Origin of the sequence: Sinorhizobium arboris LMG 14919 (assembly GCF_000427465.1) — a bacterium.
Classification (GTDB): domain Bacteria; phylum Pseudomonadota; class Alphaproteobacteria; order Rhizobiales; family Rhizobiaceae; genus Sinorhizobium; species Sinorhizobium arboris.
On record NZ_ATYB01000008.1, the window covers coordinates 88,206 to 111,884 of the forward strand.

The 23,679-nt window shown below is 62.7% G+C and carries 22 protein-coding genes; 18 read left to right on the forward strand and 4 right to left on the reverse strand.

All coding sequences use genetic code 11. From position 1 onward, the window contains the following. Positions 1–217: 217 nt before the first annotated feature. Together xdhA and SINAR_RS0101195 are read right to left on the reverse strand one after the other, a co-directional pair. Positions 218–1,705: a xanthine dehydrogenase small subunit gene (gene xdhA, locus SINAR_RS0101190; RefSeq protein WP_027997331.1), complete on the reverse strand. Its 1,488-nt coding sequence runs from the start codon at positions 1,703–1,705 to the stop codon at positions 218–220. A 31-nt stretch (positions 1,706–1,736) separates the two neighbouring features. Then, entirely contained in the window at positions 1,737–2,513 is a 777-nt protein-coding gene (locus SINAR_RS0101195) for a 3-hydroxybutyrate dehydrogenase (protein WP_027997332.1), read from the reverse strand. Positions 2,514–2,808: 295 nt separating this feature from the next. On the opposite strand from SINAR_RS0101195, the gene glpK reads away from it, so the two are divergent. The 10 genes from glpK (at position 2,809) to bacA (ending at position 11,440) form a co-directional block, all read left to right on the forward strand. Continuing rightward, positions 2,809–4,302, forward strand: a complete 1,494-nt coding sequence (gene glpK, locus SINAR_RS0101200) for a glycerol kinase GlpK (protein ID WP_027997333.1) — start codon at positions 2,809–2,811, stop codon at positions 4,300–4,302. A 354-nt stretch (positions 4,303–4,656) separates the two neighbouring features. Then, positions 4,657–4,980: an ArsR/SmtB family transcription factor gene (locus SINAR_RS0101205; protein WP_027997334.1), complete on the forward strand. Its 324-nt coding sequence runs from the start codon at positions 4,657–4,659 to the stop codon at positions 4,978–4,980. After that, complete coding sequence (locus tag SINAR_RS0101210) at positions 4,977–5,408, forward strand: SRPBCC family protein (protein ID WP_027997335.1); 432 nt, start codon at positions 4,977–4,979, stop codon at positions 5,406–5,408. The genes SINAR_RS0101205 and SINAR_RS0101210 overlap by 4 nt, the downstream gene beginning before the upstream one ends. A gap of 58 nt (positions 5,409–5,466) precedes the next feature. Next, positions 5,467–5,688, forward strand: coding sequence for a hypothetical protein (locus tag SINAR_RS0101215; RefSeq protein WP_027997336.1), 222 nt, complete (start codon positions 5,467–5,469; stop codon positions 5,686–5,688). Positions 5,689–5,698: 10 nt separating this feature from the next. Then, positions 5,699–6,163 (forward strand): DUF1801 domain-containing protein, encoded by a 465-nt coding sequence (locus SINAR_RS0101220; protein ID WP_027997337.1) that lies wholly within the window; start codon positions 5,699–5,701, stop codon positions 6,161–6,163. A gap of 41 nt (positions 6,164–6,204) precedes the next feature. Then, entirely contained in the window at positions 6,205–6,642 is a 438-nt protein-coding gene (locus SINAR_RS0101225) for a DUF1801 domain-containing protein (RefSeq protein WP_027997338.1), read from the forward strand. A gap of 108 nt (positions 6,643–6,750) precedes the next feature. After that, positions 6,751–7,794 carry an LLM class flavin-dependent oxidoreductase gene (locus tag SINAR_RS0101230; RefSeq protein ID WP_027997339.1) on the forward strand — a complete coding sequence of 348 codons (1,044 nt, stop codon included), beginning with the start codon at positions 6,751–6,753 and terminating at the stop codon, positions 7,792–7,794. A gap of 71 nt (positions 7,795–7,865) precedes the next feature. Then, entirely contained in the window at positions 7,866–8,615 is a 750-nt protein-coding gene (gene map / locus SINAR_RS0101235; protein WP_027997340.1) for a type I methionyl aminopeptidase, read from the forward strand. Between the two features lie 139 nt (positions 8,616–8,754). Then, positions 8,755–10,023: an MFS transporter gene (locus tag SINAR_RS0101240; RefSeq protein ID WP_027997341.1), complete on the forward strand. Its 1,269-nt coding sequence runs from the start codon at positions 8,755–8,757 to the stop codon at positions 10,021–10,023. Between the two features lie 154 nt (positions 10,024–10,177). Then, positions 10,178–11,440, forward strand: coding sequence for a bacteroid development protein BacA (gene bacA / locus SINAR_RS0101245; protein WP_027997342.1), 1,263 nt, complete (start codon positions 10,178–10,180; stop codon positions 11,438–11,440). Positions 11,441–11,449: 9 nt separating this feature from the next. Here the strand turns inward: bacA and SINAR_RS0101250 are convergent, their stop codons facing one another. Further along, the gene (locus SINAR_RS0101250) at positions 11,450–12,454 is read right to left on the reverse strand and encodes a polysaccharide deacetylase family protein (RefSeq protein ID WP_027997343.1); all 1,005 of its coding nucleotides are present in this window, start codon (positions 12,452–12,454) and stop codon (positions 11,450–11,452) included. Between the two features lie 159 nt (positions 12,455–12,613). On the opposite strand from SINAR_RS0101250, the gene SINAR_RS0101255 reads away from it, so the two are divergent. The 4 genes from SINAR_RS0101255 (at position 12,614) to SINAR_RS0101270 (ending at position 16,340) form a co-directional block, all read left to right on the forward strand. Next, a complete protein-coding gene (locus SINAR_RS0101255) occupies positions 12,614–13,198 on the forward strand; it encodes an NnrU family protein (RefSeq protein ID WP_027997344.1) in 585 nt (194 codons plus the stop codon). 86 nt (positions 13,199–13,284) lie between these two features. Then, the gene (locus SINAR_RS0101260) at positions 13,285–13,953 is read left to right on the forward strand and encodes a tetratricopeptide repeat protein (protein ID WP_027997345.1); all 669 of its coding nucleotides are present in this window, start codon (positions 13,285–13,287) and stop codon (positions 13,951–13,953) included. 172 nt (positions 13,954–14,125) lie between these two features. Beyond that, positions 14,126–15,556, forward strand: a complete 1,431-nt coding sequence (gene der, locus SINAR_RS0101265; RefSeq protein WP_027997346.1) for a ribosome biogenesis GTPase Der — start codon at positions 14,126–14,128, stop codon at positions 15,554–15,556. A 328-nt stretch (positions 15,557–15,884) separates the two neighbouring features. After that, positions 15,885–16,340 carry an RrF2 family transcriptional regulator gene (locus tag SINAR_RS0101270; RefSeq protein WP_033057054.1) on the forward strand — a complete coding sequence of 152 codons (456 nt, stop codon included), beginning with the start codon at positions 15,885–15,887 and terminating at the stop codon, positions 16,338–16,340. A gap of 28 nt (positions 16,341–16,368) precedes the next feature. Here SINAR_RS0101270 and SINAR_RS0101275 read toward each other — a convergent pair whose 3' ends face one another. Further along, positions 16,369–17,583 (reverse strand): SfnB family sulfur acquisition oxidoreductase, encoded by a 1,215-nt coding sequence (locus SINAR_RS0101275; RefSeq protein WP_027997348.1) that lies wholly within the window; start codon positions 17,581–17,583, stop codon positions 16,369–16,371. A 644-nt stretch (positions 17,584–18,227) separates the two neighbouring features. Here SINAR_RS0101275 and SINAR_RS0101280 point away from each other — a divergent pair. The 4 genes from SINAR_RS0101280 to SINAR_RS0101295 all read left to right on the forward strand — a co-directional run bounded on the left by SINAR_RS0101280 (position 18,228) and on the right by SINAR_RS0101295 (position 23,669). Beyond that, positions 18,228–19,631 (forward strand): FAD/NAD(P)-binding protein, encoded by a 1,404-nt coding sequence (locus tag SINAR_RS0101280; RefSeq protein WP_027997349.1) that lies wholly within the window; start codon positions 18,228–18,230, stop codon positions 19,629–19,631. Positions 19,632–19,768: 137 nt separating this feature from the next. Continuing rightward, entirely contained in the window at positions 19,769–21,235 is a 1,467-nt protein-coding gene (locus tag SINAR_RS0101285; protein ID WP_027997350.1) for an FAD/NAD(P)-binding protein, read from the forward strand. Between the two features lie 223 nt (positions 21,236–21,458). Then, on the forward strand, positions 21,459–22,823 hold the full coding sequence (locus SINAR_RS0101290) for an NfeD family protein (protein ID WP_027997351.1): 1,365 nt from the start codon (positions 21,459–21,461) through the stop codon (positions 22,821–22,823). A 75-nt stretch (positions 22,824–22,898) separates the two neighbouring features. Further along, a complete protein-coding gene (locus SINAR_RS0101295; protein WP_027997352.1) occupies positions 22,899–23,669 on the forward strand; it encodes a slipin family protein in 771 nt (256 codons plus the stop codon). Positions 23,670–23,679: the final 10 nt, after the last annotated feature.

Consider the following 23,679-nt stretch of genomic DNA (forward strand, 5'->3'; position numbering starts at 1 on the left):
AAGAATTTCCCCCTTATCCCCATGCCGGCAACTTCTCCCCGCAGGCGGGGGGAAGGAACAAGCGGCGCGCGCTCGTCCGCTCTGCGAGCCCTTTTATCGACCGGGAGGAAGGAAGCGGCGCACTCGTCCCCTCTCCCCGCAAGCGGGGAGAGGGTTAGTCCTCGGGTTAAGCCCGAGGAGAGGGGCAATCCCGACCCGTCAATGTCGCGACAAGCACTCACGCCACCTCCTCGAACCGCTGGAGCTGAACCGTTTCCCCGATGCTTTCGAGGAAGAAACGCATCAGCAGGTTCTTCGCCGCGAGCATGCGATAGGCACCGGTCGCGCGCCAGTCGGTAATCGGCTGATAATCTGCATCGAAGGCTGCTTGAGCGGTACGGACCGTCTCCGCTGTCCAGGGTTGTCCGATCAGCGCTGCTTCGACGGACTTCGCCCGCTTCGGCGTTGCCGCCATGCCGCCGAAGGCAATTCGGGCGGCTTTCACCCGATTGCCGTCGAGCGAGATGCGGAAGGCGCCGAGCAGGGCGGAAATGTCTTCGTCGCGGCGCTTCGAGATCTTGTAGGCGGCGAAACGCTCGTCGGCGGGCAGCGCCGGGACGAAGATGCTCTCGATGAACTCTCCCGGCCTGCGATCCTGCTTGCCATAGGCGATGAAGAAGTCCTCGATCGGCAGCGTGCGCTGACCGTCCTTCGAGCGCAAGGTAACGGTCGCGCCCAGCGCGATCAGCGGAGGCGGGCTGTCGCCGATCGGAGAACCGTTGGCGATATTGCCGCCGAGCGTGCCCATGTTGCGCACCTGATCGCCGCCGATGCGGTCGAGAAGAAGGCCGAAAGACGGGCAGGCGGAGGAAAGAGCCTCGTGCGCCGCCGTGTAGCTGACGGCGGCGCCGATCGTCAGACCCGCTTTGGAGCTCTCGATTCGCAGCAGTTCGGCGATGCCGTTGATGAAGACCACCGGATTGAGCGATCGCATCTGCTTCGTCACCCAAAGCCCGACATCGGTACAGCCGGCGACGATCGTAGCCGTCGGATGCTCTGCGAGAGCACGTGCAAGGTCCGCAGAGTCGACAGGTACGATCAGACAGTCCGCACCGCTGCGGATAACGATTGTATCCGTCTGCCGCAGCGCCTGCAGGCGCGCCGTCACTGCTTCCCGCGTGCGGGTGATCGGGTCGAAGAGGGCAGTCGGGCGCTCCGCCGCCGCAGCCTCCGCCGCGCGCACGATCGGTTCATAACCGGTGCAGCGACAGAGATTGCCCTGCAGTGCCTTTTCGATCGCCGCTCGGCTCGGCTTGTCATTGGTGAGCCATAGCCCGTAAAGCGACATGACGATGCCGGGCGTGCAGAAGCCGCATTGCGAGCCGTGAAAATCGACCAGTGCCTGCTGCACCGGGTGAAGCGTGCCGTCCATGGCCGCCAAGTGCTCGACCGTTACGACATGCGTGGCATTCAGCGACCCCGTGAAGCGAATGCAGGCGTTGACGCTTTCATAGACGAGGCCTTCCGCTCCGCCGCTGTCCTTGGCGAGCCGGCCGACGAGCACCGTACAGGCACCGCAGTCTCCTTCCGCGCAGCCTTCCTTGGTGCCGGTGAGGCGGCGCTCCAGCCTCAGGTAGTCGAGCAGCGTCGAGGTGGGTGCGACGTCGGAAAGGGCGATCTCGGTGTCGTTCAGGATGAAGCGGATGCTGTCGGACGCCTGTGCCATGCCATTCCCTTCACTTCCCGCTAGCCGTCGTTTACTGCGCCGTCCACCCGCCATCCATCGAAACGTGGGTTCCGGTGATTTGAGCGGCATCATCGCTTGCAAGATAAAGCGCCAGGGACGCAACCTGTTCGACGGTGATGAACTTTTTCGTCGGCTGCCCCTTGAGCATTACCTCATTGATCACCTGCTCCTCTGTGATGCCGCGCGTTCTCGCCTGATCCGGTATCTGCTTTTCGACGAGCGGCGTCAGCACGTAGCCGGGGCAGATGGAGTTGACGGTGATGCCGCTTTCCGCCACCTCCAGTGCCACGGTTTTCGTCAGCCCCATGATACCATGCTTGGCGGCGACATAGGCGGACTTGAAGGGGGAGGCCACGAGGCCATGGGCTGACGCGATATTGATGATCCGGCCCCAGCCTTTCTTTTTCATCCGCGGAATGGCGGCACGAATGGTGTGGAAGGAGGAGGAAAGATTGACGGCGATGATCCGGTCCCATTGCTCGACCGGAAAATCCTCGATCTTTTCGACGAACTGCACGCCAGCATTGTTGACGAGGATGTCGGCGCCGCCGAAGCGATCGGCCACCGTCGCCATCATGTCCGCGATCTCGGAGGGATTCGTCATGTCGGCTGGGTGATGAAGCACCGTGCCGGCGCTCAAGCCTGCGACTTCGTCCGTAACGGCCCTGATCTCGTCCGCCGCACCGAAGCCGTTCAATACGATATTGGCGCCGGTCTTCGCCAGGGTCCGGGCGATCGCCAACCCGATGCCGCTCGTGGAACCCGTTATCACCGCAGTCTTGGTCATTCCCGCTGTCTCCCTCCTGGACGCCGCTCGCGTTTTTTGCAACGCAATAGCCTCAGCCTACGCGCAAAGGAGCGGTAGTGACAATTGTGTTTTTCCGGCCGGCGACGCAGAGGCGGCCTCCAACGGAGCGTCCGGGGCGAGTTGCGTTTTGTTTTCGTTTGACATTCGTTTTTCTATTGTATTGAAGTCTTTCGAACGTCGCCCTTGAGGAAGGGCGGAGGGCGGTATCGGGAAACGCGTCCCGCGGCTCCCGCTTGTATTCGGTGCCGGCCTTTTAAGTGCCGAGGAGGGGCATATGGGCGGATATATTCTCGCGATTGATCAGGGCACGACGTCGACCCGCGCAATCGTCTTCGACGACACCCAGAAAATTGCGGGGGTCGGACAGAAGGAGTTCAAGCAGCACTTTCCGAAGTCGGGGTGGGTCGAGCACGATCCGGAGGAGATCTGGCAGACGGTCGTCGGCACGGTCGGGGAAGCGATCGATAAGGCGGGCATATCCGCGAGCGACATTGCCGCGATCGGCATCACCAACCAGCGCGAGACTGTGGTCGTCTGGGACCGTGAGACCAGCAAGCCGGTCCACAATGCCATCGTCTGGCAGGACCGCCGCACCGCCGCCTTTTGCGACAAGCTCAAGAAGAAAGGGTTGGAAAAGACTTTCGTCAGGAAGACCGGCCTGCTGCTCGATCCCTATTTTTCCGGAACGAAGCTCAACTGGCTGCTTTCGAACGTGAAGGGCGCGCAGGCGCGCGCGGCCAGAGGCGAACTCTGCTTCGGGACCATCGACACCTTCCTCATCTGGCGCTTGACAGGCGGCAGGAGCTTCTGCACCGACGCGACGAATGCCTCGCGCACACTCCTATACAATATCGCCGAGAATGCCTGGGACGACGAGCTCACGGACATCCTGCGCGTACCAATGGAGATGCTGCCGGAGGTGAAGGACTGCGCGGCTGACTTCGGCGTCACCGATCCGTCCCTTTTCGGCGCGGCGATACCGATCCTCGGCGTTGCCGGCGACCAGCAGGCGGCGACGATCGGCCAGGCCTGCTTCAAGCCCGGCATGCTGAAATCCACCTATGGCACCGGTTGCTTCGCCTTGCTCAACACCGGCAAGGACATGGTCCGTTCGAAGAACCGACTCCTGACCACCATCGCCTACCGTCTCAACGGCGAAACGACCTATGCGCTCGAAGGCTCGATCTTCGTGGCCGGGGCTGCCGTGCAATGGCTGCGCGACGGGCTCAAGGTGATCAAGGCGGCGCCGGATACGGGCTCGCTTGCGGAGAGCGCCGACCCCTCGCAGGAGGTCTACCTCGTGCCGGCCTTCACCGGGCTTGGCGCGCCCCATTGGGATCCCGATGCGCGCGGTGCGATTTTCGGCATGACGCGCAATACCGGTCCGGCAGAGTTTGCACGGGCGGCACTCGAGGCCGTCTGCTATCAGACCCGAGACCTGCTGGAGGCGATGCACAGGGATTGGCGCAGCAACGGCAATGATACGGTCCTGCGCGTCGATGGCGGCATGGTCGCCTCCGACTGGACGATGCAGCGCCTGTCGGATCTGCTCGACGCCCCGGTCGACCGCCCGGTCATTCTCGAAACCACCGCGCTCGGCGTCGCCTGGCTCGCCGGCAGCCGCGCAGGCGTCTGGCCGAACCAGCAGGAATTCGCCAAGTCCTGGGCCCGCGATCGCCGCTTCGAGCCCCATATGGACGAGACCACGCGCAAAATGAAGCTCAAGGGCTGGCGCAGCGCGGTCAAGCGGACGTTGATCGCTGCCTGAGCGCGTTGCACTTCCACGTTACGCGTCAGCGCTCCGGTACGAGATCTTCGCAATGATCTTCATGCCTGTGCATGTCACAGGAAACCAGCCAGCCCAAGTCCTTGGGCTGACAGGACTCTCGTGTGCCGCAGGTGCGGCGCTGCTCGATCTCTGTGGCGAGCACAGGGACGAGGGAGGAAAAAGCACGCCAAACCATAGCCATGGGAATATGTGAAGTCACGCGCTCTGCGCGCGCTGTCGTTCGCCGGCGAGCAGCCTTGCCGCAGAATTTGGTCACACAGATGGGGTCCGCTTGACTCATCCATACCTCATTGGCTATGAATCGATCCATAGCTAACCGGGTATGTATTTCAAATGTCCAATGCGCATGACATGCTGTTCAGGACGCTTGCCGACCCTACGCGGCGGGCCCTGTTTGAGCGCCTGTGCCGCGAAGGGGAGAGGACGGTCGGTGCTCTGACGGTTCGGGCGGGCGTCTCGCAGCCGGTCGTCTCGAAGCATCTGGGAGTCCTGAAGCAGGCCGGATTGGTGCGCGACCGCCACGAAGGCCGCCACACCTATTACAGCGCGCAACTCGGTGCACTCGCGCCGCTGGTCGACTGGACGCGCGAGATGGCCGGATTCTGGCAGAGCCGCTTCGACGATCTCGAAGATCTTTTGAAAAGGATGGACCAATGAAGGAAACGTCGACCGAAACACGCTCCGTCGTCGTCGAGCGGGAGATCGCTCATCCGCCGGAGAAGATCTGGCGCGCGCTCACCCAGCCGCACCTGATGGAGGAGTGGCTCATGAAGAACGACTTCAGTCCAGTCGTGGGGCACCGTTTCAATCTGCGCGGCGAGTGGGGTGGCGTATTGGACTGCGAAGTCCTCGTCGTAGAGCCCAACAGGAAACTGAGCTACGCTTGGAATTTCGCCCATGAGGATCCGGCCTACGACTTGAAGAGCGTGGTCACCTTCACGCTCGTCCCTACAAGCGCGGGAACCCAACTGCGCATGGAGCAGGTTGGCTTCCACCCGGATCAGCGGCAGGCCTATGGCGGCGCCAAGGCCGGGTGGCAGCAGTTCTTCGAAAATCTGGAGCGCCTTCTGGCGGGTATGAACTGAGACCCGCCTGCCGGCGCCGATCGGGCCGCTTCGCTTCGTGTCAAGGGGAGATTATTCAATGGATTGGAACGCCTGGATACGTCATACCCACCGGTGGTTATCCGTCGTCTTTACGGTAACCGTCATCGCCAACTTCGCCGCCATGGGCTTGGGAGAACCTCCAGCATGGGTGGTCTATTCTCCGCTGCTCCCGCTCTTCCTGCTGCTTTTTAGCGGCCTCTATATGTTCGTGCTACCCTATGCCGCGAGGTGGCGTAGCGGCCGGCATGCGGAGCAATGAGGTGACGACGATGGCCAGCAAGAACCCCGAAAAGATCGGGAATGCAAGGAAAGCCGCCGTCAAGCCGGCCTCGGCGCAGCCGACCCTGCTCTCGGGCGGCAACCCTCAGATCGCGAAGGGCTATGGCGACGCCCCCGTGCAGGCCTATATCGCAGCCATGCCGGGCTGGAAGAGCGATGTAGGGCGCCGCCTGGACGTTCTGATTGTGGAAGCCGTTCCCGGCGTGCGCAAGGCGGTCAAGTGGAACTCGCCTTTCTACGGCACCGAGGACGATGTCTGGTTCCTCAGCTTTCACTGCTTTACAAAATATATCAAAGTGACGTTTTTCCGCGGCGCCTCGCTCAATCCTGTCCCGCCCGGCACGTCCAAGTATCCGGAAGTGCGTTACCTGGACATTTACGAGGGCCAACTCGATGAAGCTCAATTCTCGGCCTGGGTGAGGCAAGCCAGCCAATTGCCCGGCGAACGAATGTGATCGACCGGCGGACGCCATCAACCACAAGGAAGGTGATAGCCATGGAGAACAGGACGAGCGGCACGAACGAAGAAGGGGCCTCTCCCTCCGAGCTGATAGATGCGAGAATCGCTGAATTTAGCGACTGGCGCGGCGAGACCCTCGCCCGGATACGTAAACTCATCCTGCAGGCCGACCCGGAAGTGATCGAGGAAGTGAAGTGGAGAGGCGTGCCCGTGTGGTCGCATGCGGGGATAATCTGCACTGGCGAGGTCTACAAGAATGCGGTGAAGACTACCTTCGCCAAGGGCGCCGCGCTGGAGGATCCTTCGGGCCTTTTCAATTCCAGCCTCGAAGGCAATACGCGGCGCGCCATCGATTTTCATGAGGGAGAAGAGATCGATGAAGAGGCGTTCATCGCGCTTGTTCGTGCCGCAGTGGCGCTGAATACGTCGGCACGCACACGCGCTCGTTCGCGAACGAAGCCGAAGAGCGCCTGACCCAGGATGGACGTCCGCCGGAAACAGTACGTTTCCCGAAGGCGCATTTGCGACCCGATCCTGCGCCGATTATCTCTAGCGCAACGCTAGACTCGCAGGAAGCCAATCATGGAACTCGGACTCTATACATTCGCCGACGTCGATCCGAATGCGGCCGACAAGGGGGCCGAGGGGCGCCGGCGTCTCGCCGATCTCCTGGAGGAGATCGAGCTTGCCGATCAGGTCGGCCTCGACGTCTTCGGCCTCGGCGAGCATCACCGGCCGGACTATGCGGCGTCCGCACCGGCGGTGATCCTCGCGGCCGCCGCCGCGCGCACCAGCCGCATCCGGCTGACGAGTGCGGTGACGGTGCTGAGTTCCGACGATCCCGTCCGCGTCTTTCAGCAATTTGCCACGCTCGACCTCCTGTCGAACGGACGCGCCGAGATCATGGCGGGGCGCGGCTCCTTCATCGAATCGTTCCCGCTCTTCGGCCAGTCGCTGGATGATTACGACCAGCTGTTCGCCGAGAAACTCGATCTCCTTCTGGCGCTGCGCGAGAGCGAAAGGATCACCTGGTCGGGGACTCTGAGGCCTCCGATCAACGACCGCGGCGTCTATCCGCGTCCGCTGCAGGACGCGCTGCCTCTTTGGATTGCGGTCGGCGGCACGCCGCAGTCGGTCGCGCGTGCGGGTGCGCTCGGCCTGCCTATGGCGCTGGCGATCATCGGCGGTGAGCCGGCGCGGTTTGCGCCGCTCTTCCAGCTCTACCGCGAAGCTGCCCGCCGCTCGGGGCAGGACCCGTCGAAGCTGAAGACGAGCATCAACGTCCACGGCTTCATCGCCGATACCTCGCAAGAAGCTGCAGATCAGTTCTACGGACCGCAAGCCGAGGTGATGAACCGCATTGGACGAGAACGCGGCTGGGGGCCGACCAACCGCGCCCACTTCGATCAGGCCATCACCCCCGCCGGCAATCTCTTTCTCGGTGATCCGGAATCTGTCGCCAGGAAGATCGTTGCGCATCAGAAACTCTTCTGCAACGATCGCTTTCTTCTGCAAATGGCGATCGGTCCGATGCCGCACGGGCAGATCCTGCATGGTATCGAACTTTACGGCACGAAGGTTGCGCCGCTGGTCCGCGAAATGCTGGCGGAGGAGCGCGGATCTTAGCGGCCGCGGCGGCTGCGGGTACTGGCATATCCGCCCCCGGCACGTTAAATGTGCCGCGAAAGCGAGAGATCATGACCCTCAACAACGACGACGACCTCGAAAGGCTGAAGGAGATTGGCCGGATTTGCGCCAATGCGCTTCAGGCGATGGGCGAGGCGCTCCAACCCGGCATCACCACGGCCGAGCTCGACGCGCTGGGGCGCAAGGTGCTGGAGGCGGCGGGCGCCCGTTCGGCACCCGAGCTTTGCTATGATTTCCCCGGTGCGACCTGCATCAGCGTCAATGAGGAGATCGCCCACGGCATACCGGGCCGCCGCGTTATCCAGGCAGGCGATCTCGTCAATATCGACGTTTCCGCCGAGAAGGGCGGGTTCTTCGCCGATACGGGCGCGTCCTTTCCCGTGCCACCGGTCAAGACCGAGATCGACCGGCTCTGCCGCGACGGCAAGCGGGCGATGTGGGTGGGCCTGAAACAGGTCAAGCCGGGCCAGCCGCTGGCCGCAATCGGCAAATCGATCGGCGAGTTCGCGCGCAAGAACCGCTATTCCCTCGTCACCAACCTGGCCAGCCACGGCATCGGCCGGTCGCTGCACGAGGAACCGAGCGAGATTGCCACCTGGCCGGACCCGTCCGAGCGGCGGCGGATGACCGAGGGTATGGTCTTCACGGTCGAACCCTTCCTCTCGATGGGCGCGCAATGGGCCGAAGGCGGCGACGACGACTGGACTCTCTATAGCGAGCCGCGCGCCCCCACTGTGCAATATGAGCATACGGTGGTCGTCACCCGCAGCGGGCCGCTGGTCGTGACGCTGCCGGGATAGAGCGATTAAAGGGAGAAGTGCGTAGCGAGGTGTCGCGCCTGCTCCCTGTTCTCTTCTCAGCGCAGACCGTTCGATTCCATCAATGGACCGTTCAATTATAATGATTTGCCGCTCTCTTGCTGCGATGCAATAAGAGTGCATGAGCACTCCCAAGAGACGGCAGGACCGCAGCGAACCGGGGTCGAGGTACTCGACAAGCCCGTGCGGCGTCGGGCCCGCGCCAAACGTCTCGCGCGGAAGGCTCGCAGCGACCGCGATCGCCGGCGCGATCGCCATGGCGGTGGCTATGGGATTCGGCCGGTTCTCCTATACGCCCATCCTGCCGGCAATGATGGCCGACACCGGTCTTTCGCCCGCTGATGCAGGCCTTGTTGCCTCGGCAAACTTCATTGGATATCTCGCAGGCGCGGTTCTCGCAGGTTATGGCTGGGCGCATGGCCGCGAACGCGGGATTGGTCTTGCGGCGCTCGTTGCGACAACGCTGCTGCTCGCGGCAATGGGGCTTACATCCTCGGTGCTCGCCTATTCCATCATCCGCCTTCTTGCGGGGCTGGCGAGCGCCTTTGCGATGATCTTCATCTCGGGGATAGTTCTGGGGCAGGGGAGCGCCGCCAGATCAGTGCACGTGCCGTCAGTGCATTTCGGCGGCGTCGGTTTTGGCATTGCGTTATCCTCAATCGCGGTCTGGGCCGCACCGCTGGCAGGTGGCGGGCGCTTTTCGATGGCGCAGGCCGACTGGTTCGTGGGCGCGCTCGTCGCGCTGGCGGGTACTGTCCTGGTGGCTGCGCTGCTGCCGGAGAGCCGTCATACCGCCAATGGCGGCCGACCGGAGGCGCCGCTCGTCCCATCGCGGCCGCTCACGGCGATGACGCTCACCTATGGCTTTTTCGGCTTCGGCTACGTGATCACCGCCACCTTCCTCGTTACCATGGCGCGCGACGCAAGCGGCGGCCACAGCGTCGAGTTCCTCGCCTGGCTGACTACCGGCGTCAGCGCTGCGCTGTCGGTTTATCTCTGGCGGTTCGCCGTGCCGCGCTTCGGGCTGGTCGGTGTCTATGCGGCCGGCCTGCTGGTCGAGGCGGCGGGCCTCGTTCTGACGGTTTCTTTGCCCTCTCCTTATGCACCGCTCGTCGGCGGGTTGATGCTCGGCGCAACCTTCATGATGGTCACGGCCTATGGCCTCCAGATCGGCCGGCAACTCGCCCCCGAAAGCCCGCGCCGGGCACTCGCCTTCATGACCGCCGCCTTCGGGATCGGCCAAATCGTGGGGCCACTGGTCGCCGGCTGGCTTGCGGAGCGGACCGGAAGCTACGCTCTGCCGACCTTGGCTGCGGCCGTCGTTCTCATGATCTGCGGGATCGTCGTCCTCGCTGAATTGCGCAGGATAAACGCCGCTTTGGTCCGGTGACCGGTCCTCACGAGGCTGGGACAGCCAGCGTCGGCAGTCACATGAAATAACAGTAACATTCGCATTCCGTAATTGTTGCGCAATGTGAATTGCCCTAGTTTCGGCGCATCAGGAGTGAAGTCCTTGATGCTCCCCGAAACGAGAGTGCCGTCCCTTGTTCCAATCCTTCTTCCCCAAGCCGAAGCTGTTTTTCATATCTTCCGCCGTCTGGAGCCTGCTCGCCGTTCTTGTCTGGTATGCCGGAGGGCGGGACATCGGCGCGTATTTCGGCTTGCCGCCGCTTCCTCCAGGGCAGGAGCCTATCATCGGGGTATCCGTTTTCTGGACGGCACCCTTCCTCTGGTTTTATCTATACTATGCGGTGGTAGTGGCGATTTTTGCGGGGTTCTGGTTCGCATACAGCCCGCACAGGTGGCAATATTGGTCCGTTCTCGGTTCGGCACTGATCATCTTCAACACCTACTTTTCGGTTCAGGTCAGCGTCGCCTTCAATGCCTGGTACGGCCCGTTCTACGACATGATCCAGCAGGCGCTTGCGCGGACGGCACCGGTCACGGCCGAACAACTTTATCTGGGAATGCTCAGCGTCTCCGGCATCGCGTTCCTGGCGGTTACCGTGGGTGTTCTGAACCTCTTCTTCGTCAGTCACTACATCTTTCGCTGGCGGACCGCGATGAACGAGTACTATGTCTCGCACTGGCCGAGGCTGCGACATGTCGAGGGCGCATCGCAGCGTGTGCAGGAAGATACGATGCGATTTTCCACCACTGTGGAAAGGCTCGGTGTCGGTCTGGTGAGTTCGATTATGACGTTGATCGCCTTCCTCCCGGTTCTCTTCAAGTTTTCCGAGCAGGTGAATGTGCTGCCGGTCGTCGGCGAGATACCCCACGCGCTTGTGTGGGCCGCGATCTCATGGTCGCTGTTCGGAACGGTCTTCCTCGCCGTCGTGGGTATAAAACTTCCGGGACTCGAATTTCGCAACCAGCGCGTCGAAGCCGCCTACCGGAAGGAACTGGTCTATGGCGAGGACCATGAAGACCGTGCCGATCCGATAACGCTCGCACAGCTCTTCGAAAATGTCAGGCGCAACTATTTCCGCCTGTATTTCCATTATATGTATTTCAATATTGCTCGTATTTTCTACCTTCAGGCGGACAACCTGTTCGGCACTTTCGTGCTGGTGCCGTCGATCGTGGCGGGGAAGCTCACGCTCGGCGTCATGAACCAGGTCCTGAATGTGTTCGCGCAGGTGCGCGACTCCTTCCAGTATCTCGTCAATTCCTGGACGACGATCGTCGAGCTCCTTTCAATCTACAAGCGACTTAAAGCCTTCGAGTCGGTGCTGGACGACGCGCCGCTGCCTGACATTGACCGACAATTCCTCGACGCCGGCAGAAAGGAAGAGCTGGCGCTGTAACGGCGGACATCAGAAGGCGGAGCGATCCGCCTTCTTTCTGGCATCCTCGATCAGCGGCAGGGCCTCGGCGTAGCTGACACAGGCGACGTCGCGCGTGCTGCAGGTTTCCGAGAGAAAGCGATCGAGCGCCCGCCAATAGGCGCCGCCGTTCATTTCGACGAAGTGGAAACCGAGCTGAAGGGGTATCCGGTCGCCTTCGTATTCCCTCCGGAAGGCATCGCGGAAGGCTGCAAGGGTCCGCTCCTCGAAGCGGGCGCTGTCGCGTTTGTTCTCGACCCCCATCGAATGGCGGACGAAGAGATTGTAATCCATGCCGATCACCGGGCGATGGGAGGGGCCTTCCGGGATGAGCGGCAGGCCGAAGCGCGGCAGACCGTCAGCAAAGCTGGGCCAGCCTGGTCCCTTGGTGACGAGGCTTGCGTCATAGTCGAAGCCGAAAGCCTCGAGCGCGGGCATGAGGCCGTCGCTCACCGACAGGTAAGGGGCGCGGAACCCCTTGATGCCCTGCCTTGCGAAGCCAGCCCAGCCTTCCGGCTCGTCCTCCGGTCTGCCCGCCATTTCCCAGGCGCCGGCGAGCGCTTCACGAAAGGCGGAAAACTCCCGCTCCCAATCGGCCTTGCTCCAGTCTTTGCCGTCGAAATGGCCACAGGCGTGGCTGCCGATATCGTGCCCTTCAAGATGCGCCTGCCAGATATGGCCGGCGCGGATCGCGATCTCCTCGCGGGTTTGCGCGAAGCCGACATTCGAACGTCCCTGCTTCTGCCCGGGCGGCCGGTAGGTCTGCTTCCCATCGGCCTTCGTCATCAGGAAGGTGCAGGAGAGGAAATAGGTGAAATGCGCGCCCGTGCGCCTCGCCATGGCAAGGCTTTTCTCCCAGAGCGCATTGTCGTGGGCGCCGTCGAAGGAGATGACGACGAGCTGTTTGCCGTTCGGCGGATGGGGTGCCGGCGGCGGATCGGCAAGGGCGAGAGCGGGAAAAAGGGCGAGGGAGAATGCGACAGGAATGCGAATCATGTTTCAACTGTGACGTTTGGTTTCGTCGCAGTTGGTCGGAAATTGCGGCAATCCTTTGATTGGGCTGGAAAATAGGCGCTATCGAAGGTAGTGCGTAGGTAGACGGATCGGCAAAGCGCGGCGCTGTAGCGGTCCGACATCTCGAACAAGCGGTGACCCATGGCCATACTCGTTCTCGGCATCATCATATTTCTCGGCATGCACCTCATCCGCGTGGTCGCGCCCGGCTTTCGCGCCGGCGTCATCGAAAGTCGCGGCAAGGGCACCTGGATGGGGCTTTATGCGATCGTCAGCCTCGTCGGACTCTGTCTCATCATCTACGGATTTGGCCAGGCGCGGGGCGAAACGGGGATGCTCTACAACCCGCCGGTGTTCCTGCGCCATATCGCGCTCCTGCTGATGCTCGTGGCCTTCATCGTGCTTGCGGCCGGTTTCCTGCCGGCTGGCCGCATCGCCGTCGCGCTCAAGCATCCGCAGATCCTCTCGATCAAGATATGGGCGCTCGCGCATCTCCTCGCGAATGGCGAGACGTCTTCGGTCCTGCTCTTCGGTTCCTTTCTCGCATGGGCGGTGATCCTGCGCATCTCGTTGAAGCGGCGCGAACGGGCCGGCGAGAAGGTTCTTCCCGTTTTCAAGTCGGCGCGCAACGACGTCCTGGCGGTCGTCATCGGCACCGCCGCCTACGCGCTCTTCGTCTGGAAGCTTCATGAGCTTCTGATAGGCGTTCAGCCGGTGGGACTCTAAATGTCGATCTCCCCCTTACATCAGGCGCAAAATCGGGTAGAAGGCGCCAACTTCTCTAGATCAGGGCCGCGCGGCCGGGACAGGACATGGTAAACCAGGACGACAGCTTTATCCGCGAGGTGAACGACGAACTCCGCTCGGACCAGATGAAGGCCGTCTGGACGCGTTTCGGCGGTATCATCATCGGGATTGCCGTTTTGATCGTGCTCGGCACCGTCGGCAAGGTCGGTTACGATTACTGGCAGGAATCGTCCTCGTCTCAATCGGGCGACGCCTTCCTCGCAGCACTCAACCTTGCCCGGGAGAACAAGTCCGATGAGGCGCTCGCCGCGCTGACCGAGCTGGAGAAGGACGGTTACGGGTCCTATCCGGTTCTGGCGCGACTGCGCGTAGCGACGCTGCAGGCGCAAAAGGGTGAAACGGACGCGGCAGTCGCGGCGTTCTCCGAGATCGGCAGGGATACGCGCATTCCGGCAGCGCTCCGCGATGCAGCGCGGTTGCGCGCGGCCTATCTGCTAATCGATGCGGGAACCTACGAGCAGGTCTCCTCCGAGGTCGAGCAGCTGGCCGTTCCGCAGAACGCCATGCGTCATTCCGCCCGCGAGGCGCTCGGGCTTTCGGCCTACAAGGCCGGGGACCATGCGAAGGCGAAGAGCTGGTTCCAGCAGATCGTCGACGACGCGCAAAGCCCGCGAGGCATCATGAATCGGGCGCAAATGCTGCTGGACGTGATCGCATCGACGGGCAAGGCCTGATGCATGTCGCCCAAAAGTGCGCAGCGGTTTTGGGATAACGACATGCACAGAAAGAGCATGTCGCCCAAAAGTGCGCAGCGGTTTTGGGATAACGACATATACAAAGACAGAAACTTAAAGCGCGCCATGTGAGTTCTGTTTGAACGCGACGCGCTTTGGCACGGATTTCAAGATGAGCTTCACTGTCGCCATTATCGGGCGCCCCAATGTCGGCAAATCCACCTTGTTCAACCGTCTGGTTGGCAAGAAGCTGGCGCTTGTCGACGACACGCCGGGGGTTACCCGTGACCGGCGTCCGGGCGACGCGAAGCTGGTCGATCTCAAGTTCCGCATCATCGATACAGCCGGTCTGGAGCAATCGTCGCCCGACAGCCTCCAGGGACGGATGTGGGCGCAGACCGAAGCGGCGATCGACGAGGCGGATCTGTCGCTCTTCGTCGTAGATGCCAAGGCCGGTCTCACCCCGGCAGACGAAACGCTCGCCGAAATGCTGCGCCGCCGCGGCAAGCCTGTCGTTGTCGTCGCCAACAAGTCCGAGGCGCGCGGCGCCGAGGGCGGCTTCTACGACGCCTTCACGCTCGGCCTTGGTGAGCCCTGCCCGATCTCGGCCGAACACGGCCAGGGCATGCTTGACCTGCGCGATGCGATCGTCGCGGCGCTCGGCGAGGAAAGGGCGTTCCCGCCGGCGGAAGACGTTGCCGAGACGAATGTGGACGTCCGCGCCGACGCCGGCGAAGGAGCGGGGGACGAGGAAGTCGAACCCGCCTATGACGAGACCAAACCGCTCCGGGTGGCGATCGTCGGCCGTCCGAATGCCGGAAAGTCGACGCTGATCAATCGCTTTCTTGGCGAAGACCGGCTGCTGACGGGGCCGGAGGCGGGGATTACCCGCGACTCCATCTCCGTCGAATGGGAGTGGCGCGGCCGCACGATCAAGATGTTCGATACGGCCGGCATGCGCCGCAAGGCAAAGGTGCAGGAGAAGCTGGAAAAGCTCTCGGTCGCCGATGCGCTGCGTGCCATCCGCTTCGCCGAGACCGTCGTGATCGTCTTTGACGCTACGATCCCCTTCGAGAAGCAGGATCTCCAGATCGTCGATCTGGTGCTGCGAGAAGGGCGTGCAGCCGTGCTTGCCTTCAACAAATGGGATCTTGTCGAAAACTGGCAGGCGCTGCTTGCCGACCTGCGCGAAAAGACCGAGCGGCTGTTGCCGCAGGCCCGCGGCATCCGTGCAGTGCCGATCTCCGGCCATACCGGCTACGGCCTCGACCGTCTGATGCAGGCGATCATCGAAACGGACAAGGTCTGGAACAGGCGGATCTCGACGGCGCGCCTCAATCGCTGGTTGGAATCGCAGCAGGTGCAGCACCCGCCGCCGGCCGTTTCCGGCCGTCGCCTGAAGCTCAAATACATGACGCAGGTCAAGGCACGGCCACCGGGATTCATGATTTCCTGCACCCGCCCCGAGGCGGTGCCGGAGTCCTACGCCCGCTATCTCATCAACGGGTTGCGAAACGACTTCGACCTGCCGGGCGTGCCGATCCGCGTGCATTTCCGCGCATCGGAGAACCCTTATGAGTCGAAAGCGCGCAAGAATCGCTGATCCGCGGCCTTCCGGCAGCACCAGAAGAACTCACGTTTCGTTTCGCGTTGCGGCGCTTTTTGATACGATAGGCGTCTGTATTTAGAGTAAATCTATGTAGGAAGTAAGTTGATTTTCTTGCTGCCAGTCTGGGCTTGATCTATAACTGAATCCATGATGCCGAACGAGCGAGCCGTGGCAGGACAGGCTTGCAGGCTGGGAAACGGCACGTGGCTCTGCGAGAATCGGGCCATCCACGTGGTCATTTTGATGTGTCTGGGTCGCGGGCGCGGACGAAGACCGCATGCTTTTCTCGTTTGCCGCGATCCTTCTCGAAAGCGATGTTCTCATGCTGACAAAAAAGGGAAAATACGGTTTGAAGGCGATGGTTGATCTCGCCCAGCTTCAACCGGGCGAAACGGCTTTCATCACGGAAATCGCCCTTCGCAACAACTTGCCGAAGAAGTTTCTCGACACGATCATGCTCGAACTCAGGAATGCCGGCTTCCTTCGCTCGAAAAAGGGGCCGGGCGGTGGTTATGCGCTGGCGCGGCCCGCCTCCGAGATCCGCGTCGGACAGGTGATCCGCACGCTCGATGGACCTTTGGCGCCGATCCGCTGTGCGAGCCGCACCGCCTACGAGGTGTGCGATGACTGTTCCGATCCGGAGAATTGTCATGTTCGCCGTTCGATGATCGTCGTGCGCGATGCCGTCGCCGACATTCTCGACAACATGACGCTCGCGCAATTTGCCGCAAGCGAAAAAGATGCTGTTGTGGCCCCGCTCCTCAGCGAAGCGGGCTGAGCACTTCGTTCAAGTATATCTTCTTTGCTCACAGTGACCCGTTGCGCGGCCGCACGCCGTTGAGGTGATAATTGCCGACGAGGTGATGTTTCCAGCGCACCGGGTCCTGCAGCGTGTGGGCGCGGGCGTTGCGCCAAAAGCGATCGAGATTGAGCGCGACCTTCGCAGACGCGGTGCCGGCGAGGGCGAAAAGCGCATTGGCGGCCTCGAGCGCGGCCTCGGCGGCAAGGGCATTGGCGGCGGTGACCGCCAGGCTGGCTTCGATCGCGTGCTCTTCTGTTGCGTCAACCTGGGCGGTATCGACCTTGCGTCCGGCATGTTCGACGAGCGCGGTGGCCGCCTCGATGCGTATTGCGACTTCGCCGACCTTGGCGATCGTCAAAGCATCGTTCGATGCCCGCTCGAGGTCTTTGTCCGCGGGGGACGGTGCCGTATTTCGGGCGAGTTCGAGGGTCTCCCGGAAGGCCGCCCTTGCAATGCCGAGATCGACGCCGGCATGAATGATCTGGCTGATGGGACCGATCGTATTCGGTCGCTCGAAACCGCGATGATGCGGCACGACCGAACCAAGATCCACGGGAACGTTCTCAAGCACCACGGTACCGGTGCCGGTGACGCGCTGCCCGAAACTGTCCCAGTCGTCGATGATGCGAACGCCTTCCGTTGCGCGCGCAACAAAGGACATGGTGATGCGGCCGGCCGCGTCGAGTGCGGAGATCGCGAGCCAATCGGCGAAGAGGACGCCCGTCGAATATTGCTTCCGGCCGCCGATGCGATACCCGGCCCCATCCGCGGTGATCCGGGGTCCCTCGTCGGAAACGGTCTTGTTGCCGTCTTGCGAAAGTGCGCTGCCGAAGCGGTCGCCCGCCATCGCGCGACCGAAGAAAAACTGCTTCTGCTCTTCGGTGGCGTGCTGACGCAGCGCCTCGAGGGCGCAGAAATGGCCTTGCGGAATCTGACCGATGGAGCTGTCGGCTTCCGACAGGATCGCCGTTACTTCGGCAAGCACGACGTTCGAAACGTCGATTCCCTCGTATTCCGACGGGATGCTGATCGCCAGCAGTCCTGATTGGGCCAACTGGTCGAGTTCGTCGTGGGGAAGGACGCGCTCAAGGTCGCGTTCGCTGGCGCGCTCGGCAAATCGGAACGCAAACTCCCTTGCAACCGCAAGGGCCTCTTCCTCGCTCTCGATGCGGTGCGGCACTGGCCTGCTCTTTCCGGCAAATTGCGAGATGCTTCCCATCTTTGTCCCTCCACGGAGCATGGCCGGTTTGCCTGGCTTAAGGTCGCGGTGTGATCGACCGCTCGCGTCCACGCATCTCGCAGTTTTTTGCGCTGCATTGTTCGCCGCTCATTTAGTATGGAGCAGCCGCTAAATTCTTCCAGCCCCTCCGGCGGAGCGGGCCGCGCAGGTGGGCGTCACGAATGGTCGCCACTCGGGCAGGTGAAATGCCCTGCAATTACAGTAGTTTACATATCCCGGTGACCGGCCGCTGCCCGGTTTTTGAAGAAAATCGCTTGCCGTGGAGGAAGTTTGCAATAGAATACAAAAATTGTAGATTATTCGCAGAAGGACGACCATAACCGAAACGCTGCCCGCATGTTTGTTACGTCGGAACCGATTTGAGGGTACAACATGCAGGAACTGAAATGTTGCAGCGGTCACCACGTGCATGGGGCGGCATTCCGTGCCGCCGAGGAAGTAGAAATATCTCGCTTGAAGCGGGAATGTGGCGCAAGGCGTTCTGGACGGCGCGTTGTTCCGGTAAATCCCGGCTGGTGAGCGGCATACTCTTGAAAATCAACTACAGCTTTTGTGTGTCTCGAAGTCCTGCTTAAGAGTTGCCCCGATCATGGAGCGACAACTAGCTCGCGAAAGGAGCTCACATGACCGTTCGTGGATTGTTTGCCGGCAGGTCAGCAGCGGCCGCCTCTTCCTCGAAGCCGGAAATCGCGATCGTCGGCCGTGGATTTTCGGGCATCATGATGGCGATCGCGCTCATGAAGTCGATGCGGGAATCTTTCCACCTCACCATGTACGACCCGCATCCATCGATCAGCGGCGGACAGGTCTTTTCCGCGGCCCAACGCTGCGAGATTCTCAACAGCCGGGTGCGCGATCTCTCGGTCGCGGCCGGCCAGCCCGACGATTTCAACGACTGGCTTTGCGCCAATGATGAGTTCCGCACTGCCGTCCCGGCGGCCATTCCCGGCTTCCGGCAGATTTTCGTGCCGAAAGGCATCTTCAGCGACTACGTGCATCAGCGCTTTTCCGAGGCGCTTGCCCGGCGCTCAGACATCACGGTGAGATTCTCCCACGAACCGGTCACGGGCTTGCGCAAGCTCGCGAGCGGTCGCTTCAGCCTTGTGCGAGAAGGGGGGAGTGACGCGTGTGACACCGTCATCCTGGCGACAGGCTTCGGCGTTCGCCCGCGCGACCTCGAAGTTTCCGATGCGGAGCGGCCGCTGGTGCGGACGCGCCGCCTCGTCGATCCGCGCCACGCGGTCCTGCTCGGTAGCGGCATTCGGGTTGTCGATCAGCTTTTCCAGATGCGCGATAACGGCTATGCGGGAAAGATCACGCTCATCTCGGCCCACGGCTTCCTGCCGCAGGCGCATACGCAGCTTGCCGCAGCGCCGAGTTTCCCTGTCGATCCGATGCCGCACGGCCTGCGGCAGATCATGCGCTTCGTGCGTCAGGCCTGCGCTGAAGCCGAAACGAAGGGACAAGGTTGGCAGTCTGCGATGAACGGCCTGCGCCGGCGAGCGCGCTCGCTCTGGCAATCGCTTTCGGCGCAGGAAAAGCGCCAGTTCAACCGTCACCTGCGGGCGATTTACGACAGCCACAGAAACCGCCTGCCGGCGGCTGTTCACGCGCGGCTGCAGCAGGAACTTGCCGACGGGCGAACCGTGCTTCGCCGCGGACGGGCGGGGCGGCGCCTGCCGGAGGGCGTCATGGTGCGCTGGTCGGGCCACCATGCCGAGGAACTGCTCAGGGCCGACCAGGTGATCGAATGCCGCTGTTCGGCGCCGGATCTTGGCACACCCCTGCTTCGCAGCCTCTTTGCGGGTGGGCTTGCTCAGCCCGATGAACTCGAGCTCGGCATCGCGGTCAGTCCGACGGGAGAAGTCTTGGGCCCGTGCGGGCGCACGCCGAATCTGTTCGCCATCGGTCCCCTCGGATTGGGGAGCCTGCCCGACATCGACCTCGTACCGGAAATCGTCACCCAGACCTATGCCGCAGCACGGCTGATCGCGACAGGTAAGCGCCTGGCGCTGAAAGCCGGATAGATGCGATCACCGGGCCAGCAGGTGGCGGGCCCCGCAATAGTCGATCACCCAGCCCGCTGCAGGCAACGGCGGGCCGACAAATTCACGCGGAAGATCAACGACGACACGGGGTCGTCGCTGCGCAGTAGGTCTTCGATATGACGGATGCTGTCGACCAGAATGCTGCACGCCCAACCGTTGCGATCATCGGCGGCGGCTTCACGGGTGCTGTGGTCGCGAAGCATCTGGCGCGGGCGCGCGACATGGACGGTTGGCGGATTGTCGTGTTCGAGCCCCGGGAGCGGCTGGGATGCGGACTTGCCTATGACACGGCGGAGCCCGCGCATCGCGTCAATGTCCCGGCCGCGCGCATGAGCATCGATCCGGACGATCCCGACGACTTTATGCACTGGCTCGAGCTTCGGGGCGAACCGTGCGACGACTCCGAGGCGCTTGCCTGCGACGGCCATCTCTATCCCGCCCGGCAGCTATTCGGTCGCTATGTCGCCGAAGCGATCGCGCCGTTCCTGGAGGGCGGCCGCATCGCACACCACCGGGAGAGAGCGGTCGCCGTGGAGCGCCACGGAGTGGCCTGGGAGGTTCGCGGCGCGAGCGGAACACGGAGCCGCGCCGACGTTCTGGTGGTGGCAACGACGCACCCGGCCCCGGAGGCGCCCGCTGGCATCGGCGCTGTCCTCTCCGGGCACCCCCGCTACGTGCCGGATTCGACCGGGCCCGGTGCGCTCGACAGGATCAGGACCGGTGATCGTGTGTTGATCATCGGCACGGGCCTGACGTCGGCCGATGTGATCGCCACCTTGCGCAGGCGCGGGCATAAGGGGCCGATCACCGCCTTTTCCCGTCGGGGTCTGCTTTCGCGCGGGCATGCCGATCGGGCGCAGGATCCCTATGGCGACTTCGTCTCGCAGCCTTGGAGATCGGCAGCGGAGCTGGTCGCCCAAGTGCGCCGGACGATCGCCGATGCGGAGGCCGACGGCTTCACATGGCATGCGGTCCTCGATGCGCTCAGAGCACAAGGGGGTGAGATCTGGCGCAATCTGCCGGTGACCGAGCGGCGGCGGCTCGTCCGGCACGTGCGGCCTTTCTGGGATGTGCATCGTTTTCGCGTGGCTCCGCAAATCGAAGCGGTCGTAAGTGCAGGGCTAAGGGACGGCGATATCCGCGTCCTTGCAGGTTCGATCGCCCATCTGGCGCGGGTGGGCGAGAATGTCGCGGTTAGCGTCCGGAAGCGCCGGGCCGGTGGAACGGAAGAGTGGGAATTCGAAGCCGTTGTGATCACCACGGGTCCGGCACACCGGTCGATCCTGCAAAGCCAGTCCTGGCTGGAGTCGCTCGGAGCCGCAGGTTATCTGCGCCCCGACGGAGTCGGCCTCGGCCTGGCGTGCAGCGAAACCAGCAGAGCGCTCGACAGCGTGGGCAGGGAGGTGGACAACCTCTTCGTTGCCGGTCCTCTCGCCCGCGGCACCTTTGGCGAGCTTATGGGGCTGCCGCAGGTCAACGATCACGCGATTTTCGTAGCGTCGCAAATAGCCAGCCTGGCGCGGGCGCGCCGAGCGGCTGCGCCAGGCGCCGCGGATAACGGCGCTGCGGCACGATCCGCGTGACGAGCTGCGCTCGATAACGCAGAATGCGGGGTCGGCGGAAACCGCGCGGCAGTCCCCATGCAACTTCTGCGGCAGCGCCTGCAGGCCATCTCTTACGCTTTTCGCCGTTCTGACATATATTAGGATGTGTCGGATTTCGACGAAAGGTAGAGCGGGAAAGAAGGGCCTGCGGCCGAGTTGCCCTTGCGCCCGCCTGTGAGAAGCCGCGAGGTATCGACGGCGAATGGCCCGCATTCTTATCGTGTTGTTTAGCCTGTTCTCGGCCTTGGCGCTTCCAGTCGCGGTGGCGGGAGCCGAGCGAACGGCAATCGTCCTGCATGTCAACGGTGCCATCAGTCCCGCCACGGCGGAATATGTGACGAGAGGCCTTCAACGGGCCAGGGATCGCGGTGCCGCGCTGGTGGTGCTGCAGATGGATACGCCCGGCGGACTGGATACCTCGATGCGCGACATCATACGCGCCATCCTTGACTCACCCGTCCCGGTCGCGAGTTTCGTCGCCCCCAGCGGTGCGCGGGCGGCGAGCGCCGGCACCTATATCCTTTATGCGAGCCACATAGCGGCCATGGCGCCGGGAACGAATCTGGGCGCAGCCACACCGATCGCCATCGGGGGAGGGCTTTTCGGCGGCGACGAGCAAGAGGGCGAGGAAAAGCCGGGCGAGCCGGACACGCCCGAACCCCGCAAGCCCGCCAATGCCGGAGAGGCGAAACTGATCAACGATGCGGTCGCCTATATCCGCGGGCTTGCGGAACTGCGCAATCGCAATGTCGATTGGGCGGAGCGGGCCGTGCGCGAGGCCGCGAGCCTTTCCTCCGCTGCGGCCGCGCGCGAGCAGGTCATTGACTTCACGGCCGTCAGCGTCGACGACCTTTTGAAGCAGGCGCACGGTCGCCCCGTCCGCATCGGCCAATCCGACGTTCGGCTCGATACGTCCGGGCTCGCCATAGAGGATTTGCCGCCGGACTGGCGCACGCAGCTGCTGTCGGTGATTACCAACCCGAACGTCGCACTCCTCCTGATGATGGTCGGCATCTATGGGCTCATCTTCGAGTTTCTCTCGCCCGGAACGGTCGTGCCCGGGACAATCGGCGGCATAAGCCTCCTGCTCGGGCTCTACGCGCTGGCGGTGTTGCCGGTGAGCTATGCCGGCGTCGGCCTCATCATACTCGGTGCGGCGCTGCTGGTGGCCGAGGCGCATGCCCCGTCCTTCGGTGTTCTCGGCCTCGGCGGCACCGTCGCTCTGGTGTTGGGCGCCGCCATTCTCTTTGACACGGACGTTCCTGGATTACAGGTATCCTGGCCGGCTCTGAGCGGCATCGGGATCGCCAGCCTCGCTTTCAGCCTGCTGGTCGCCCGTCTGGCCGTTGTTTCGCGCCGGCACAAGGTCGCCACCGGTGCGGAAGAGATGATCGGTATCTCCGGCAAGGTGGACAGTTGGGCGGGGGCGGACGGCTACGTGATCGCCCATGGCGAGCGGTGGAGAGCCGTCAGCAATGAGTCGTTTGGACCGGGAGAGGACGTCATGGTTGTCGGCCGGGAGGGCCTCACGCTCAAGGTGGCGCGCAAGCGAGCTGGAGCTGGATGAGGAAAAGTGCGCGCGGTTTCCACCCGCATCCCGCGCTAACGCCATAACGGATCACGGGGGAAAAGGAGATCGCTCATGCCCTTACTTGGAAATCTAGCGCCCTTCGCCGCCGCGCTCCTGTTCGTGCTGATCGTCGTCGCCTATGCGATCAGGATCCTCCGGGAATATGAACGCGGTGTGATCTTCACTCTGGGCCGCTTCACTGGCGTCAAGGGACCGGGACTGATCCTGCTCCTCCCGTATGTGCAGCAGATGGTACGGGTCGATCTCAGAACGCGTGTTCTGGACGTGCCCAGCCAGGACGTCATCTCGCGCGACAATGTTTCGGTGCGGGTCAGCGCGGTGATCTATTTTCGGGTCATCGATGCGGAAAAATCGACGATCCAGGTGGAGGATTTCATGGCGGCGACGAGTCAGCTGGCTCAGACGACGCTCAGGTCCGTGCTCGGCAAGCACGACCTGGACGAGATGCTGGCGGAGCGCGACCGGCTCAACGACGACATCCAGAAGATCCTCGACGTGCAGACCGACGCATGGGGCATCAAGGTGGCTACCGTCGAGATCAAGCATGTGGATATCAACGAGTCGATGATCCGGGCGATCGCCCGGCAGGCCGAGGCAGAACGCGAAAGGCGCGCCAAGGTCATCAATGCCGAGGGCGAGCAGCAGGCCGCGGCGAAACTGCTGGAAGCGGCTGAAATTCTTGCTCGAAAACCCCAGGCCATGCAGCTGCGCTATCTCAGTACCTTGAATGTCATCGCCGGCGAGAAGAACTCGACGATAATCTTCCCGTTCCCGATGGAGATTGCCGAGATGTTGGCGATGAGGAAGCAGGGGGCGTCCTAGAGCAGTTCCA

Bases quoted from the DNA above. Each gene is read 5' to 3' on its own strand.
- xdhA (WP_027997331.1), bottom strand. From the start codon at position 1,705: ATGGCACAGGCGTCCGACAGCATCCGCTTCATCCTGAACGACACCGAG.
- SINAR_RS0101195 (WP_027997332.1), bottom strand. From the start codon at position 2,513: ATGACCAAGACTGCGGTGATAACGGGTTCCACGAGCGGCATCGGGTTG.
- glpK (WP_027997333.1), top strand. From the start codon at position 2,809: ATGGGCGGATATATTCTCGCGATTGATCAGGGCACGACGTCGACCCGC.
- SINAR_RS0101205 (WP_027997334.1), top strand. From the start codon at position 4,657: ATGTCCAATGCGCATGACATGCTGTTCAGGACGCTTGCCGACCCTACG.
- SINAR_RS0101210 (WP_027997335.1), top strand. From the start codon at position 4,977: ATGAAGGAAACGTCGACCGAAACACGCTCCGTCGTCGTCGAGCGGGAG.
- SINAR_RS0101215 (WP_027997336.1), top strand. From the start codon at position 5,467: ATGGATTGGAACGCCTGGATACGTCATACCCACCGGTGGTTATCCGTC.
- SINAR_RS0101220 (WP_027997337.1), top strand. From the start codon at position 5,699: ATGGCCAGCAAGAACCCCGAAAAGATCGGGAATGCAAGGAAAGCCGCC.
- SINAR_RS0101225 (WP_027997338.1), top strand. From the start codon at position 6,205: ATGGAGAACAGGACGAGCGGCACGAACGAAGAAGGGGCCTCTCCCTCC.
- SINAR_RS0101230 (WP_027997339.1), top strand. From the start codon at position 6,751: ATGGAACTCGGACTCTATACATTCGCCGACGTCGATCCGAATGCGGCC.
- map (WP_027997340.1), top strand. From the start codon at position 7,866: ATGACCCTCAACAACGACGACGACCTCGAAAGGCTGAAGGAGATTGGC.
- SINAR_RS0101240 (WP_027997341.1), top strand. From the start codon at position 8,755: ATGAGCACTCCCAAGAGACGGCAGGACCGCAGCGAACCGGGGTCGAGG.
- SINAR_RS0101250 (WP_027997343.1), bottom strand. From the start codon at position 12,454: ATGATTCGCATTCCTGTCGCATTCTCCCTCGCCCTTTTTCCCGCTCTC.
- SINAR_RS0101255 (WP_027997344.1), top strand. From the start codon at position 12,614: ATGGCCATACTCGTTCTCGGCATCATCATATTTCTCGGCATGCACCTC.
- SINAR_RS0101260 (WP_027997345.1), top strand. From the start codon at position 13,285: ATGGTAAACCAGGACGACAGCTTTATCCGCGAGGTGAACGACGAACTC.
- der (WP_027997346.1), top strand. From the start codon at position 14,126: ATGAGCTTCACTGTCGCCATTATCGGGCGCCCCAATGTCGGCAAATCC.
- SINAR_RS0101270 (WP_033057054.1), top strand. From the start codon at position 15,885: ATGCTGACAAAAAAGGGAAAATACGGTTTGAAGGCGATGGTTGATCTC.
- SINAR_RS0101275 (WP_027997348.1), bottom strand. From the start codon at position 17,583: ATGGGAAGCATCTCGCAATTTGCCGGAAAGAGCAGGCCAGTGCCGCAC.
- SINAR_RS0101280 (WP_027997349.1), top strand. From the start codon at position 18,228: ATGACCGTTCGTGGATTGTTTGCCGGCAGGTCAGCAGCGGCCGCCTCT.
- SINAR_RS0101285 (WP_027997350.1), top strand. From the start codon at position 19,769: ATGACGGATGCTGTCGACCAGAATGCTGCACGCCCAACCGTTGCGATC.
- SINAR_RS0101290 (WP_027997351.1), top strand. From the start codon at position 21,459: ATGGCCCGCATTCTTATCGTGTTGTTTAGCCTGTTCTCGGCCTTGGCG.
- SINAR_RS0101295 (WP_027997352.1), top strand. From the start codon at position 22,899: ATGCCCTTACTTGGAAATCTAGCGCCCTTCGCCGCCGCGCTCCTGTTC.